This window comes from Flavobacterium sp. WC2416 (assembly GCF_041200095.1).
Taxonomy (GTDB): Bacteria; Bacteroidota; Bacteroidia; order Flavobacteriales; family Flavobacteriaceae; genus Flavobacterium.
Map to the genome: position 1 here is coordinate 1,229,954 of NZ_CP165626.1, position 13,834 is coordinate 1,243,787.

Below are 13,834 nucleotides of genomic sequence, written 5' to 3' on the forward strand. Positions count from 1 at the left end.
TTTGTTAAAAATTATTATTTTCACGAACTGAAACTACTAGCGTTTTATTTATGAAAAAAATTTCTTTACTCCTTTTTCTTCCAGCTCTTATTTTTGCACAAGAAAAAACGACAACCGTAACTCCTAAACAAACAGGCAAATACGACACCAACAAATTTAGTCAAATGTATGACTTATTGGCAACGCCCAATATGTTTAGAAATGCAGCTGGTGCTCCTGGTCCATCGTATTATCAGCAACAAGCTGATTATAAAATTGACATAGAATTAGATGATAAAAATGCTAAGTTAATGGGTTCTGAAACCATTACTTACTTTAATAATTCTCCTGATAATTTAGATTATTTATGGGTACAATTAGATCAAAATCAAGCTGCTAAAGATTCTGAATCTCCATTGGCTGAGAGTGAAAAAATAACACAAACTTTTCCTGCTTCAAATTTTGCTGATAAATTTTTGAAAAAAGATTTAGAACGTGGATTTAATATTGAATATGTTAAGGATTCCAAAGGGAATTCAATGACGTACAATATTAATCATACCATGATGAGAATTGATTTGGCTTCACCAATGAAACCGGGTACGTCAATTTCTTTTTCAGTAAAATGGTGGTATAACATCAATAATTATCAAAAAGAAGGGGGTCGTTCAGGATATGAATTATTCGAAAAAGAAGGCAATAGATTATATGTAATAGCACAATTCTACCCTAGAATGGCAGTGTATAATGATGTTGAAGGATGGCAAAATATGCAATTTTGGGGAAGCGGAGAATTTGCTTTGCCATTTGGAAATTTTGATGTAAATATTACAGTTCCTGCTGATCATGTTATGGAAGCAACAGGAGAATTGACAAATAGAAGTGAAGTGTTTACTCCAGCTCAAGTAAAAAGATGGGAATTGGCACAAAAAACATTTGATAAACCAGTTGTTATCGTAACTCAAGCGGAAGCAGAAGCAGCCGAAAAAGGGTTTTCAACTAAGAAAAAAACATGGAAATTTAGCGCAAAAAATGTTAGAGATTTTGGTATAGCAACTTCAAGAAAATTTATTCTTGACGCAATGGCGGTACAATTGAGTACTAAAACAGCGATGGCAGTTTCAATCTACCCTAAAGAGGCTAATCCACTTTGGGGAGAAACGTCAACAATAACAGTAGCTCATACTTTAAAAAGTTATTCTTCACACACTTTTGATTATCCTTATCCAAAAGCGGTATCTGTTTCAGCAGAAGATCAAGGAATGGAATACCCAATGATTTGTTGGAATTTTGGTCGTCCTGATGAAAAAGGGGTAACCAGCGAGCAAACAAAGAACGGAATGATGGGTGTAGTAATTCATGAAGTGGGACATAACTTTTTCCCAATGATTGTAAATTCTGATGAGCGCCAATGGACTTGGATGGATGAAGGTTTAAATTCATTTATGGAATTCATGGCTGAACAAGAATTAGAAACAAATTTCCCATCAAGAAGAGGTCCTGCTAAAAATATTATTCCATATATGAGTGGAGATCAAAAGTTTTTAGAGCCTATTATGTCAAATTCAGAAAGCATTATTCAATTTGGAAATAACGCTTACGGAAAACCGGCAACTGCATTAAATATTCTTAGAGAAACAATTATGGGTAGAGAATTGTTTGATTATGCTTTCAAAGTATACGCAAACCGTTGGAAATTCAAACATCCTACTCCAGAAGATTTCTTTAGAACAATGGAAGACGCATCTGCAGTCGATTTAGACTGGTTTTTTAGAGGGTGGTTTTACTCCACTGATTTTGTAGATATAGGTATCAATGAAGTAAAGCAATATTATGTATCGGAGACACCTTCGGCTGAACTTAAAAATGCTAAAGTAAGAAAAGGACGTTTTGGTGTAGATGCTGGTCCATTTGTTTATTTAATTGAAGAAAACAATGTAGCATTAAAATCAAACCAAAAGAAAGCATTAAAAGTAGAAGATGTAAAATTACTTTCTGATTATGTGAGCACGCTTACAGCAGAAGAGAAAGGAACTTTAAAATCTCCAAAGTATTTTTACGAAGTAGAGTTCAATAAGCCAGGAGGATTAATAATGCCGATTCTTGTTGAAATTACTTATGAAGATGGAACGGTAGATAATTATAAGTATCCAGCTCAAATTTGGAGAAAGAACAATGATACCGCTAAGAAAGTATATGCTACTGAAAAAGCAATCAAAAAAATTCAAATTGACCCAAAATTAGAAACAGCAGATATTGATGTGACTAATAACACTTGGCCAAAAGAAGAGATAAAATCTAAATTTGATTAAGTTCAACTTTCATATAAAAAAAAGACTCAATTTTGAGTCTTTTTTTTTATGAAAAATTTAAAAGAGGCGGAATCAAAATTTGGTATATTTGCAATATTAAAATAGAAAAAATATGTTTGGTATAGGAGGAGGAGAGTTAGTTTTTATTATGTTTATAGTACTAATGCTTTTTGGATCAGATAAAGTTCCAGAAATGGCTCGTACTATGGGTAAAGCAATGGCGCAATTAAAAAATGCGACAAATGATATCAAAAGTGAAATTCAAAAAGGGGTTGAGGCCAATGGTTTGGATACAAAATCATTGTCTGAATTGACAGGAGATATAAACTCTCATATTAATAAAGTAAAAGAAGATCTTATGGGTGATAGTGTCGCTCAGGCAAATAAGGTGAAAACAGATCTTTTAGGAGATTCAGTAGTACAAGCAAATAAGGTAAAAGAAGATATTGAAGACATTACAGGACCAGTAAAACGTCAAAAATAATGTTGGAAAAAATACTTTCTTTAGATACCGATTTACTTATTTATTTAAATAGCTTGGGTTCTACGCAATATGACGGACTTTGGTTGATTATAACAAATCAGCTCAACTGGTTGCCATTATTTTTATTATTATTGTATGTAATTTTTAAAAAAAATGGAACAAAACAAACCCTGTATTTACTGTTGTTTATTGCTCTTTTATTAACGTTTACGGACCAAGTGACTAACTTATTTAAAAATGGGTTTCAAAGACTTCGGCCGTGTAATAATCCAGAAATAAACACTATAATAAGAGTCGTTAAGAAAAGTAATTCCTATAGTTTCTTTTCAGGTCATGCCGCTAATAGTATGGCAGTAGCCTCATTTTTATACTTCACATTACGTAAATATTCTTTCTATTTTATTCTATTGTTTTTGTGGCCATTAATTTTTGCCTACAGTCGCATTTATTTAGGACTGCATTATCCGCTAGATATTTTTTGTGGGTATGTATTCGGGATATTTTCAGGATTTCTATGTTCTATTCTTTATAAGAAAGCACAAAAAAAATATTTTCCCGTTTAATTTTTAGGAGCTATTTCCAGCGGTACATTTCAATCTTCTGGTAAAAATGATTTTTCAATAACAATAAAGGAGCTTCCGTTGGGCGCTCTTTTTTGTTTAGAAAAATTTCATTTTTATACCATAAGGATTTTCATTTCCATCTGGGCTAGAAAATCTGAGTAAACGATAAAATAATTAAAGTACTCTACTTACAGTCAGTCCATCACGTATGGGTAGCAAAACAGTTTCTACTCTAGGGTCATTTTTTAATAAGGCATTATACTCCAAAAGTACTTTGGTGCTAATGTCTTTTGGGTTTAAGGGTTCCAAGACTTTTCCGCTCCATAATACATTATCCGATAAAATAATACCGCCTTTATTCATTTTTGGAACAATCAGCTCAAAATAGTTAATGTAGTTCTCTTTGTCTGCGTCAATAAAAACCAAATCAAATTTTACGTCAAGATTTGGTATGATAGCAGTAGCTTCACCTAAATGTTGTACAATTTGTTTTCCCCAAGGTGATTTGTCAAAATGTTTTCGCTGAAAATCGATCAGTTCTTCCTTAATGTCAATGGTATGAAGAACACCATTTTCTTGAATCCCTTCGCACAAACATAGAGCCGAATAACCAGTATAGGTACCAATCTCAAGGATATTCACAGGACGAATCAATTTGGCTAACATACTCAAAACACGTCCTTGAAAATGACCGCTTAACATGCGTGGTAAAAGAATTTTTTGATACGTTTCTTTATTTAAAGCGGCTAGTAAAGCAGGTTCTTTTTCAGAATGTTGTTCAATATAATCTTCTAATTCTTGTGAGATGAAATGCATTTTTGACTTTTTTAATTGATGCAAAGTTACAAATCAAAAAATGGGAATAAAAGAAGTTTAAAAGTAAATTTAAAGGAAGCTTTTTGTGTTAGAAATCAATTATTGTATAAACTAAAATCAATAACAACCTGGTCTCTTACTTTTACAAGACCAGCCATTTTTACTGGCGGATCAAGGTCAATATCTGAAAAATTGATATTGATAGTGCCATGGATTTTGTCATCTTCTTTATATAGTATAAAGTCTTTGTATTTTAGTTTTTTATCTGTTATTAAAAAAGTAAGGTTGCATTTGTAATCGGACTTATAAGCTTTGATGTCTGTTATTGTAACATGGCTGTTTGGGAATTCTTTGCATTTTACAGTGCTTCGTAAATCTTTAGTCATGATTTTATTACCACAATCAAAGTTTAGCATTGGGATATCTGCATTTATAGAGTTTTTCTTGTTTAAGTTCAAATTGATAGTGTCATTTATATAAAAAGTATTGGTACAATGGTATTTTCCCACGTTTGAAGTTCCGCTAATTTTTATTTCAATTCTATTTATTATCAGTGTTGCATTTTTTAGTGCAACAGTGGACTTAGCACCTCCCAAGAGTGTGAAAAGTGCTAAACCCATTATACCTATTGCAATTCTTTTTTTCATTATATTAAAATGTAATTACGGCTTCAAATAGGACTCCATTAAAGTTTCCTCCATATAAATCATTAGGATTTCCTGCTGTAAATTGACTAAAATCTTTATAATTTTGATCTACATAAACTACTTTAGTCAATATGTTTTTAGTCATAAACCAACCTAGTCCAGTTTCTAATCTATTTACTGTAACGGCATTTGCATCGGCATTTTTTAGTTTTCCTGTAACTAAATTATATTTGGCTCCAACATAAAGGTTTTCGTTTTTTCCAAATCGGTACAATACATCACCTACATATTGGTTAACAGTTCTTTTATCGTCATTTCCTTTTGCATCTCCTCCAGAAGAGAATTCTAATGTTCCAAAGAATTCAAGGCCTTTGTATTTTATAAAAGGGTTTATCATGTATGAAGTTGCCCAGTTGCCATATCCAGGATTGAATCTGCCAGTATCTTTGTTTGCTGCAGGATCAAAGTTGTCAGCTACTTCTCCAGAAACTCCTGTGTATGCCGCATGAGACATAACACCATAAAAGCGGCTACCTGCTCTATCAGATCCATATAAGTTTCCACTTATATTTGAAACATGATATAAAGACCCAGTTAATCGTACTCTTAAATCAGAATCAATTTGTTTGTCAAATCCTATTTTTGCTAAAATAGTGGGGCTAATAGTTGTGTTTTGAGTAGGTGAACTTGCAACTATTTCTTTTACATTTTGATTTAGTTTTGAGTTGGTAACACCGATCATACTTACAAAACCGTTTCTGTTGTAATAAAATTCAGCACCCATTTCTGTAGTGAAAGCATCCATAATGTTATTTCCAATAAAAGGGTTGGCCAATGTATTTCCATTGTCAGATCTTCTAAAATGGGCATCACCATAGTTGTTTTCCATTTGCCCGATTTTGATGGTTGCATATTTCATAAAATCAGCTAAGAAGTCTTTTTTGATAAAATCTAATTTATCAATTTGTAAATAACCTCCTTTTACCCATGTCTCATTGTGGTGTCTCGCGGCCAAATAGAGTTCTAAATTTACTCGCACACCATCGTATAATTGCGCTCCAATAATCATATTCGCTGTAGGTAAATTAAAATTATTTCCTAGATTATTTAATCTGTAACCGGTAATAGGAGCAGGTAAATTGGATTGGTCATTAAAGGATTTTACTCCTTGAAATTGCAAAGCAAATGCAGCTCCAAGATCAACGCTAATTCCTTTATATGCTACGCTGTCTTTTTTTACGTCAAATTGATTTATTCCATTTTGATCACGTGGAATCGTATTTTGAATTTGTCCAAAACTATTTTGTGCAGTTACTGTTGTCAAACTTAATACGACAGCAGCTAAAAGATAAATTATTTTCATGATTGCTTTAATTAAAGTTAATATTGAATTTTAGTGTAAGTTCTTTTCCGGTTTTAATAGTTCCAAATAATGCAGTTGGTGGGGTCATGCCAAATTCATCAAATGTAATTTTGTTCGATCCCTGTATAGTAACGGAACCGTTACTTATTGTTGTTTGTACTTGTGTTTTGAATTCTTTGCTAACGCCAGCAATACTAAATGTTCCAAGTAAATCCCAAGTTGTTTCATTTACCTTTTCAGCAGTTTTTAAAACATATTTAATGGTTTTGAATTTATTTGTGTTTAAGGTTTTGTATGCTATTTTGTCCATAGCGCCTTTGCCACTTTTTATACTTTCCGATTTTAGATTTATTGTTATTCCATTAATGGCTTCTAATTTAGAATTGGTAATAGTAATATTTGCAGTACCAGTAGCTGTGCTTGATTCCATTTCCCAGTCATGTAAAGTTGAAGTTCCCAGTACAGAAAAAGTTTGTTTTTTATTTAACTCATAGTTTTTTTGCGCATTTGAAGACCATATTATTCCCAATAAAGTGATTGCTAAAAAAGCCGATTTAAGTGTTGTTGATTTCATGCTGTTATTTATTAAGTTAATTTCATGCTAGTTTGTAAATTCCATTTTTTGTATTAATTATGAGACAAATTTATACCGAAGGAGAAGAGCAATACATGATAAATATCAGTGGTTAAGGGTTTATTAAAAAACGGTAGTACTATATCGATATTTTTGATGTTTTTTTGAAATAATTTTATTTTAAAAACAGCAATCGAAACAGCTTGAAAAGCTGAATTTGTGTGGATAATTATTTAATACAATAAATAGTCATTAAATTTGCAGCATGCAAATTGAGAAAAAAGACATACGGGCAGTATCCAAAGAAGAATTACGAGATTTTTTTGTAACCAGTGGCGACAAAGCTTTTCGTGGTAATCAAGTATATGAGTGGTTGTGGAGTAAAGGGGCGCACAGTTTTGAGGATATGACTAATATCTCTAAAGAAACGCGTGCGATGTTAGAAAGCTACTTTGTAATCAATCACATAAAGGTAGATACAATGCAACGTTCTGAAGACGGCACGGTAAAAAATGCCGTCCGTTTACATGATGGTTTAGTAGTAGAATCTGTTTTAATTCCTACCAATACCAGAACAACAGCTTGTGTTTCTAGCCAAGTAGGTTGTAGTTTAGATTGTAATTTTTGCGCTACAGCGCGATTAAAAAGGATGCGAAACTTAGAACCTGCTGAAATATATGATCAGGTTTTGGCCATAGATAGAGAAAGTCGTTTGTATCATAATCATCCTCTTTCTAATATTGTTTTCATGGGAATGGGAGAACCATTAATGAATTACAATAATGTATTGAAAGCTATTGAAATGATCACATCCGAGGAGGGATTAGGAATGTCACCCAAGCGAATTATGGTTTCCACATCAGGAGTTCCTAAAATGATAAAAAAATTAGCTGATGATGATGTGAAATTTAAATTGGCCGTTTCCCTGCATTCAGCTATTGATGAAATTCGTGCTCGAATAATGCCTTTTAGTGCTAATTTTCCTTTGGCAGATTTGCGTGAATCATTAGAATATTGGTATCGAAAAACCAAATCAAAGATTTCTTACGAATATGTCGTTTGGAAGGATATCAATGATAATAAGGAATCAATAGATGCTTTAGTTAAATTTTGTAAATACGTACCTTGTAAAGTAAACTTGATCGAATACAACCCGATTGATGACGGAGAATTTCAACAAGCCTCAGAAGAAGCGACTAATGCTTACATAAAAGCATTAGAAGCAAGTGGGATTGTAGTTAAAGTTCGTAGAAGTAGAGGTAAAGATATAGATGCTGCTTGTGGGCAACTTGCCAATAAAGAAGTGTAGTTTTATTTAAATATAAATAAATATTTTAGAAATTGAAAAAGGGTTTGACTTATGTCAAACCCTTTTTTTGTCAATATTAAGAAGTGATTATTTTACTACTCCAGGTATTTCTTTTGCGATTGGATGGTTGGCTTCAAACGTATAGCCCATAATTTTTGCCATTGTTTGTGCAAATTGGTTTTGGTACAATTGGTTTTCATTTTTCATTTCCCCTTTTGCTTCAATTTGCGGTCCCATAGTGGCAAACCATATTTCAGAAGCGTCTTTAATTTTTGGACCATGACTTGTCCATTCTGATTTAGTGATATCACCACGACCATGATCAGTAGTGAAAAACAAAGCAGTTTTATCTTTGTACTGCGGATCATTTTGAACAAAGTCCCAAATCTCTTTTATCCAAGCATCTACTTGATGAGCTGCATCTAAATAAGAACGGTAAAAACCGGCATGTGCCCACTCATCAGTTTCTCCATAAGAAATATATAAGACACGTGGCTTGTTTGTTTTTAATTCTTCCAATGCGCCATAATGTGTAAATACATCTAAACATTCTTCTTCATGAAAAGGCTTAAAAGAGTCTGCCAACATAGCATTAATCAGTTTTTGTTTCTCCGTTGGATTTTTACCACCCACTTTGTCAAATGCAGATATTACAGGAAAACCAGCTCTTTTTTCGTTCAGAATATTATCAAAAGCATCCCAAGCACCAAAAGCAGCAACTCTCCCTTTTATTTTGGGTTGCTTGTTTAAATATTCTAAAATAGTAATATTAGGATTTGCAGGGTAGTGATTAGAGTTAATCAAAGTATCAGCATATCCCGTCATGATTTCGTTATAACCAGGATAACTAAACCAGTATGGGTTGGCATTGTTTACTTTATTGCCAAATGTTCTATTACCATAAATTTGTCCTTTTTTGGCAAGTACTGACCACATAAAAGGCATTAGCTTTTCTCTGCGTTCATTGATGTTGTCAGCCCAATATTTTTTATAAATATAGGCGCTATCTGCTTGGTTAAATTTTTTGTCTTTTGCTAAGGTTTCGTCCATTCCTTTAAAAGCTTCTTGCCATCTAAAACCATCTGTAGTGATGACAATGATATTTTCAGCTTTTTGCGCATGAGTAATTACAGCACTTAAAAGAATGAGTATTAAAAATATTTTTTTCATGTTTGTCTGTTTTATAAATTAAAAATTATCCCACCATACTTTTACATTGATATCATCGCTTCCCATTTTTTGTAATGCCTCACTATTGTTTTCGGCATTTACTGATTGCTCTAAACTAGGATACATGATTCTTCTAGGCACTTTGCCATTATTTTTTGAACCAGGACCTGCTTTAATAAAACTTGGTTTACCCGTCCTTTTCCAGTCTAGCCAGGCTTCCACTCCTGTATGGTATAAAGCTAACCATTTTTGAGTATATAAAACTTCAGAAGTAGCACTATATGGTGCAGTTGTAGTCAAGTAATCTGTGGGCATTATTACATTCCATTGTTTGAAAGAAGCTTCTACAGCAGTATCGTAATACGTTTTGGCAGATCCAGATGTGATGAGATTGCGTTGATTTGCTTCGGCTAATAAAAAGTTTAATTCACTATACGTCATGAATATTGAAGATATTTTTGTTTTGTTATAAAAATAATCTTCCGCTCTTCTAGAATATTTTGTAGGTTCTCCAATTTGATCTAATGTAAGACCAGGTTGAAGTCCTAACTGATTAGTAGTTCCCACAATTGGATCAATCCATTCTTCTAGTCGGGGATCGTTATTTGTAATTAACGTGTTTACTAAATTAGTAGATGGAATCACAATATTATATCCATACAGTCTATTGATACCATCACTCATAGGAGAAATATTAGGAAAACTTCCCGAGTAAACATAGTTAGCATTATCTGCATTGGATTGAAATAAAGGAAACTCCGCAGGTTTTGAAACAATATCATTTAATTTGACGCTTACATTTATTTTATTAGAAATACGCATCAAAAGCCTTACGTGTAATGAATTACAGAATTTTTTCCATTTCAACATGTCTCCACCATACAATAAGTCACCTTCTACTTTTGTTTTTGTATCTATTAAAGTATTTGCCTTATCTAAGTTTAAAAGTAATTGGGTGTAAATTTCTTCTTGAGAATCGTACTTAGGTTTTAAAATTCCTTCTTCTCCTTTTGAGGCTTCAGAGTAAGGGGCATAACCATAAGAATCCGTAATAAGACTCATCGTGTAGGTTTCAAGAACCAGACTTATCGCTTCATAGTTTTTGTTGTTTAATAGAATTGCTTGCTTTTTAATGTCGTAGATGTCATTAAGCCATTTGTACATTCCCCAAAAACGGTTGTCGGCACCCCAGTTGTAAATGTCTAATTCATTGTACTCGTAGTTACCGCCATATTGAGCCACGATATCTCCAAAGTTGAATGAGTTTGAAACATTATTATTTGCTAAATTGAAAATAACGTTGGGAAGTAATTGCTTCGGTTGTGAGACAGTTGGTTGGTTTTTATTAGTGTTGATTTCTTCAAATCCATCGTTACAAGAAATACTGACACTTAGTAATAGTATAAATAATATGATTTTTTTCATGATAATTTTTTTAGAATGAAGCATTTAATTTGATTCCATAGTTTCTAGAAGAAGGCAGTTGTAGAACTTCAAATCCTGGTAATAATGTACCGCCGCTTATCGCTTGAGTTTCTGGATCGATGTTTGGAACTTTTGTCCAAAGTGCTAAATTATTTCCAACTAAACCAATGCTTAAGTTTTGCATTTTTACCGCTTTAATCCATTTGTCAGAAAATCTATAATTTAAACTTACTTCTCTTAGTTTTACATAAGACGCATCAAATGAATTGGCTTCAATATTATCTCTACGAAAGGCATTAGAGTAATACCAGTTTTCGGCACTTATTGAAGTAGTATTTGGGCTGTAAGTTCCATCTGTGTTTTGTACCACTCCTTTTCCAACGATTCCAGTTTCTCTACCAGGTAATGAAACCGCTAGTATGCCACTTTCCATTCCTATAGCATTGGTCATCGAATAGATTTTTCCACCATGTCTTACATCAAATAAAGCATTAAGACTGATGTTTTTGTATTTTAAATTAGTAGTTAGACCCAACATCCAATCTGGATTGTAGTTTCCTATTTTTTTAATTTTAGTATCTAAAATTGGAGAACCAGTATTGTCATATACAATTTGGTTGTCAGGACTTCTTAAATAACCACGACCGTATAAATCTCCCATTCGTTCACCTACACGTGCTTCAATGGTACCACCATTAGGACCTTGAGCAATGATATAATTGTTAATTCCATCTGTCAATTCTTTTACGGTACCTCGATTTTGAGTAAAATTGGCGTTAAGCGACCATTCAAAAACCTTTGTTCTAACAGGTGTAATTCCTAGACCTAATTCAATTCCTTTATTTTGAATTTTACCCGCATTAATTACATTCGAATTAAAACCAGTTGATTGTGAAATATCCAAACCTACAATTTGATTCTTAGAGTTGGTAATATAATAACTCGCATCAAGTGTAATTCTTTTTTTGAAAAACTGAGCTTCAACACCCACCTCATAAGAAGTTGCAATTTCGGGTTTTAAATTACTGTTTAAAATAGAATTAGGATTGGTTAAAGTCCCAGCCAAAGCTCCATTGTCATAGGTTTTTACTAATCGATAAGGATCAGTATCATTTCCTACAGATGCAGCGTTCACTCTTAGTTTTAAGAAATCAATATTTTCATTCATTTCAAATAATGAGGTTGGAATAAAACTCAATGATGCCGATGGATAGAAATACGAGTTGTTGTTTGCAGGTAATGTAGATGACCAGTCATTTCTTGCGGTAAGGTCTAAATACAGATAATCTTTATATGCAATATTGGCCAAACTATACATACTATTAATACGCTTTTTGTAAATGTTTCTCGATTGAATCGGCATCACATTGATGTTCTGTAAATTGTAGATACCTGGAATACTGATCCCTTGCCCTTCAATCTTACTTTCGGATGTGTATTGATTCATGCTATTCGCACCGTAAGATATTTTAACGGAAAAATCACCAAAACTATGCTCGTAACTCAATAACATATCGGCATTATACTCTGTAAACCCAATGGTTTGTTCGCGATACATTCCGTTAGTATATCTTGAAGAACCAATAGGTCTTCTGGACCATCTAAAATCATTTGAATTATCCATCCCAATACGAGCCATGAATGAAAAGTCATTGTTGATTTCATAAGTAGAAGAAATATTACCAAAAAGGCGTCCTTTTTTGAAAGCATTGATGTTCTCGTAAGCAATCTTGAATGGGTTATCTCCCCAACCAAACATGCTATTTTGTTTCACATCCTTTGTAATCCAATAGTCTTTAAGCCAGTCTAAGTCAACATTAGTATGATTCCAAAGTAAATTATACATAATACCTTGGCTTCCGTAACCCGTAACAGGCGTGTTATCACTTGAACTTTTTGTATAAGTGGCTACCGTACTTAATTTCCATTTGTCCGAAATAGAATAATTAAGGTTTAAGCTTATATTTTCTCTTTTCAAATTAGAATTAGGAACAATATCTTCGCTATTTGTTTTACCATAGCTCAGTCTGAAATTTGTTTTTTCATCTGAACCAGAAATAGATACAGTATTCGAAATAGAACTTCCTTTTCTAAAAAAGTCGTTTAGGTTGTATCTAAATTCAAACGGTAATACTTGCCCTTGTCCTATTGAATAGCCAGGACTTCCGTTTTGTAATAGAGAAATACCAGAGTCAAATCGAGGACCTAAGTTAGTATCAGCACCTGGATCATATGTTTGTTTTGAACCAGCGCCATAAACACCTTGAATTTCAGGTAGTCTTAAGGCTTCACTTGTCATAAAAGAAGAAGAGATGGAAACTCCAAGTCCTTTTCCTTTCTTACCGGATTTAGTTGTGATAACAATAACTCCATTTGCGGCTCTGGAACCATAAAGTGCCGATGCAGCTGCTCCTTTTAATACGTTTACACTCTCAATATTTTCTTGATTAATTTCCGAAGCACCATTTCCATAATCAGTTGGTAAATCAGTTTGGGTCGTTGCAGATCCACCCACGCCATATACATTATTATTGATAGGTATACCATCTACAATAAATAAAGGCCCGTTATTATTAATATTCAAAGATTTATCACCACGGATTGTTATTCTTGAAGAACTTGTAATTCCGTTACCAGAACCAGTGATTTGTACCCCAGATATTTTCCCTGTTAAGTTCGAAACAAAATTAGATGAGTTTACTTTGTTAATATCATCCGATTTTAATTCTTGTGAAGCATATCCTAGTGCACGTTTGTCTCTTTTAATTCCTAATGCAGTAACAACCACTTCGCCCAGTGATATGGAATCATCTTGTAGTATTACATTTTGATTTTCTTGATTACTAATTAAAACTTCTTTGGTTGTGAATCCCATAAAAGTAAATACTATTGTTTTTCCTTTTTCGACATTAATAGTATAGTTTCCATTGCTATCAGCAATAGTTACATTTTTAGATCCTTTAACTAAAACTGTTGTTCCGGTAAGTGGGAAACCAGACGAATCGGTGACTTTTCCAGAGATTGATTTTGTTTGTGCATTCACTAAATGCACACAAAACACAAGTAAAAGAAATAGTAGATTTTTTCTTGAAATTTTCATTTTTTTTTGTTGTTTGTTTTCGTTGTGCAAACTTATAGGTAGGATTTCTACATCAGATTAAGACAACTTTAACAAAAAGACATATGAAATTA

General features: G+C 33.0%; 11 protein-coding genes. 4 read left to right on the top strand and 7 right to left on the bottom strand.

Going from position 1 to position 13,834, the window contains the following annotated elements:
• The first annotated feature begins 50 nt into the window (after positions 1 to 50).
• The 3 genes from AB3G39_RS05115 to AB3G39_RS05125 all read left to right on the top strand — a co-directional run bounded on the left by AB3G39_RS05115 (position 51) and on the right by AB3G39_RS05125 (position 3,338).
• Positions 51 to 2,291 (top strand): M1 family metallopeptidase, encoded by a 2,241-nt coding sequence (locus AB3G39_RS05115; RefSeq protein WP_369769724.1) that lies wholly within the window; start codon positions 51 to 53, stop codon positions 2,289 to 2,291.
• A gap of 112 nt (positions 2,292 to 2,403) precedes the next feature.
• On the top strand, positions 2,404 to 2,775 hold the full coding sequence (locus AB3G39_RS05120) for a twin-arginine translocase TatA/TatE family subunit (protein ID WP_367771984.1): 372 nt from the start codon (positions 2,404 to 2,406) through the stop codon (positions 2,773 to 2,775).
• Positions 2,775 to 3,338: a phosphatase PAP2 family protein gene (locus AB3G39_RS05125; RefSeq protein WP_369769725.1), complete on the top strand. Its 564-nt coding sequence runs from the start codon at positions 2,775 to 2,777 to the stop codon at positions 3,336 to 3,338. The genes AB3G39_RS05120 and AB3G39_RS05125 overlap by 1 nt, the downstream gene beginning before the upstream one ends.
• Positions 3,339 to 3,512: 174 nt before the next feature.
• Here the strand turns inward: AB3G39_RS05125 and AB3G39_RS05130 are convergent, their stop codons facing one another.
• The 4 genes from AB3G39_RS05130 to AB3G39_RS05145 all read right to left on the bottom strand — a co-directional run bounded on the left by AB3G39_RS05130 (position 3,513) and on the right by AB3G39_RS05145 (position 6,738).
• A complete protein-coding gene (locus AB3G39_RS05130) occupies positions 3,513 to 4,154 on the bottom strand; it encodes an O-methyltransferase (protein ID WP_369769726.1) in 642 nt (213 codons plus the stop codon).
• Between the two features lie 95 nt (positions 4,155 to 4,249).
• Positions 4,250 to 4,801 carry a YceI family protein gene (locus tag AB3G39_RS05135; protein ID WP_369752532.1) on the bottom strand — a complete coding sequence of 184 codons (552 nt, stop codon included), beginning with the start codon at positions 4,799 to 4,801 and terminating at the stop codon, positions 4,250 to 4,252.
• Positions 4,802 to 4,805: 4 nt separating this feature from the next.
• The gene (locus tag AB3G39_RS05140; RefSeq protein WP_369766166.1) at positions 4,806 to 6,164 is read right to left on the bottom strand and encodes a hypothetical protein; all 1,359 of its coding nucleotides are present in this window, start codon (positions 6,162 to 6,164) and stop codon (positions 4,806 to 4,808) included.
• A 7-nt stretch (positions 6,165 to 6,171) separates the two neighbouring features.
• A complete protein-coding gene (locus AB3G39_RS05145) occupies positions 6,172 to 6,738 on the bottom strand; it encodes a YceI family protein (RefSeq protein WP_369769727.1) in 567 nt (188 codons plus the stop codon).
• Between the two features lie 265 nt (positions 6,739 to 7,003).
• On the opposite strand from AB3G39_RS05145, the gene rlmN reads away from it, so the two are divergent.
• Positions 7,004 to 8,047 (top strand): 23S rRNA (adenine(2503)-C(2))-methyltransferase RlmN, encoded by a 1,044-nt coding sequence (gene rlmN, locus AB3G39_RS05150; protein ID WP_369769728.1) that lies wholly within the window; start codon positions 7,004 to 7,006, stop codon positions 8,045 to 8,047.
• Between the two features lie 87 nt (positions 8,048 to 8,134).
• Here the strand turns inward: rlmN and AB3G39_RS05155 are convergent, their stop codons facing one another.
• From AB3G39_RS05155 to AB3G39_RS05165, 3 genes are read right to left on the bottom strand one after another with little or no spacing between them, the layout of a single operon-like run.
• Positions 8,135 to 9,217 (bottom strand): alkaline phosphatase family protein, encoded by a 1,083-nt coding sequence (locus tag AB3G39_RS05155; protein WP_369769729.1) that lies wholly within the window; start codon positions 9,215 to 9,217, stop codon positions 8,135 to 8,137.
• An 18-nt stretch (positions 9,218 to 9,235) separates the two neighbouring features.
• Positions 9,236 to 10,642 carry a SusD/RagB family nutrient-binding outer membrane lipoprotein gene (locus AB3G39_RS05160; RefSeq protein ID WP_369769730.1) on the bottom strand — a complete coding sequence of 469 codons (1,407 nt, stop codon included), beginning with the start codon at positions 10,640 to 10,642 and terminating at the stop codon, positions 9,236 to 9,238.
• A gap of 10 nt (positions 10,643 to 10,652) precedes the next feature.
• Complete coding sequence (locus tag AB3G39_RS05165; RefSeq protein WP_369769731.1) at positions 10,653 to 13,742, bottom strand: SusC/RagA family TonB-linked outer membrane protein; 3,090 nt, start codon at positions 13,740 to 13,742, stop codon at positions 10,653 to 10,655.
• Between the last annotated feature and the right edge of the window lie 92 nt (positions 13,743 to 13,834).

Excerpts from the sequence above, each read along its gene's own strand:
- rlmN (WP_369769728.1), top strand. The coding sequence starts at position 7,004 with ATGCAAATTGAGAAAAAAGACATACGGGCAGTATCCAAAGAAGAATTA.
- AB3G39_RS05145 (WP_369769727.1), bottom strand. The coding sequence starts at position 6,738 with ATGAAATCAACAACACTTAAATCGGCTTTTTTAGCAATCACTTTATTG.
- AB3G39_RS05130 (WP_369769726.1), bottom strand. The coding sequence starts at position 4,154 with ATGCATTTCATCTCACAAGAATTAGAAGATTATATTGAACAACATTCT.
- AB3G39_RS05120 (WP_367771984.1), top strand. The coding sequence starts at position 2,404 with ATGTTTGGTATAGGAGGAGGAGAGTTAGTTTTTATTATGTTTATAGTA.
- AB3G39_RS05165 (WP_369769731.1), bottom strand. The coding sequence starts at position 13,742 with ATGAAAATTTCAAGAAAAAATCTACTATTTCTTTTACTTGTGTTTTGT.
- AB3G39_RS05155 (WP_369769729.1), bottom strand. The coding sequence starts at position 9,217 with ATGAAAAAAATATTTTTAATACTCATTCTTTTAAGTGCTGTAATTACT.
- AB3G39_RS05160 (WP_369769730.1), bottom strand. The coding sequence starts at position 10,642 with ATGAAAAAAATCATATTATTTATACTATTACTAAGTGTCAGTATTTCT.
- AB3G39_RS05115 (WP_369769724.1), top strand. The coding sequence starts at position 51 with ATGAAAAAAATTTCTTTACTCCTTTTTCTTCCAGCTCTTATTTTTGCA.
- AB3G39_RS05135 (WP_369752532.1), bottom strand. The coding sequence starts at position 4,801 with ATGAAAAAAAGAATTGCAATAGGTATAATGGGTTTAGCACTTTTCACA.
- AB3G39_RS05140 (WP_369766166.1), bottom strand. The coding sequence starts at position 6,164 with ATGAAAATAATTTATCTTTTAGCTGCTGTCGTATTAAGTTTGACAACA.
- AB3G39_RS05125 (WP_369769725.1), top strand. The coding sequence starts at position 2,775 with ATGTTGGAAAAAATACTTTCTTTAGATACCGATTTACTTATTTATTTA.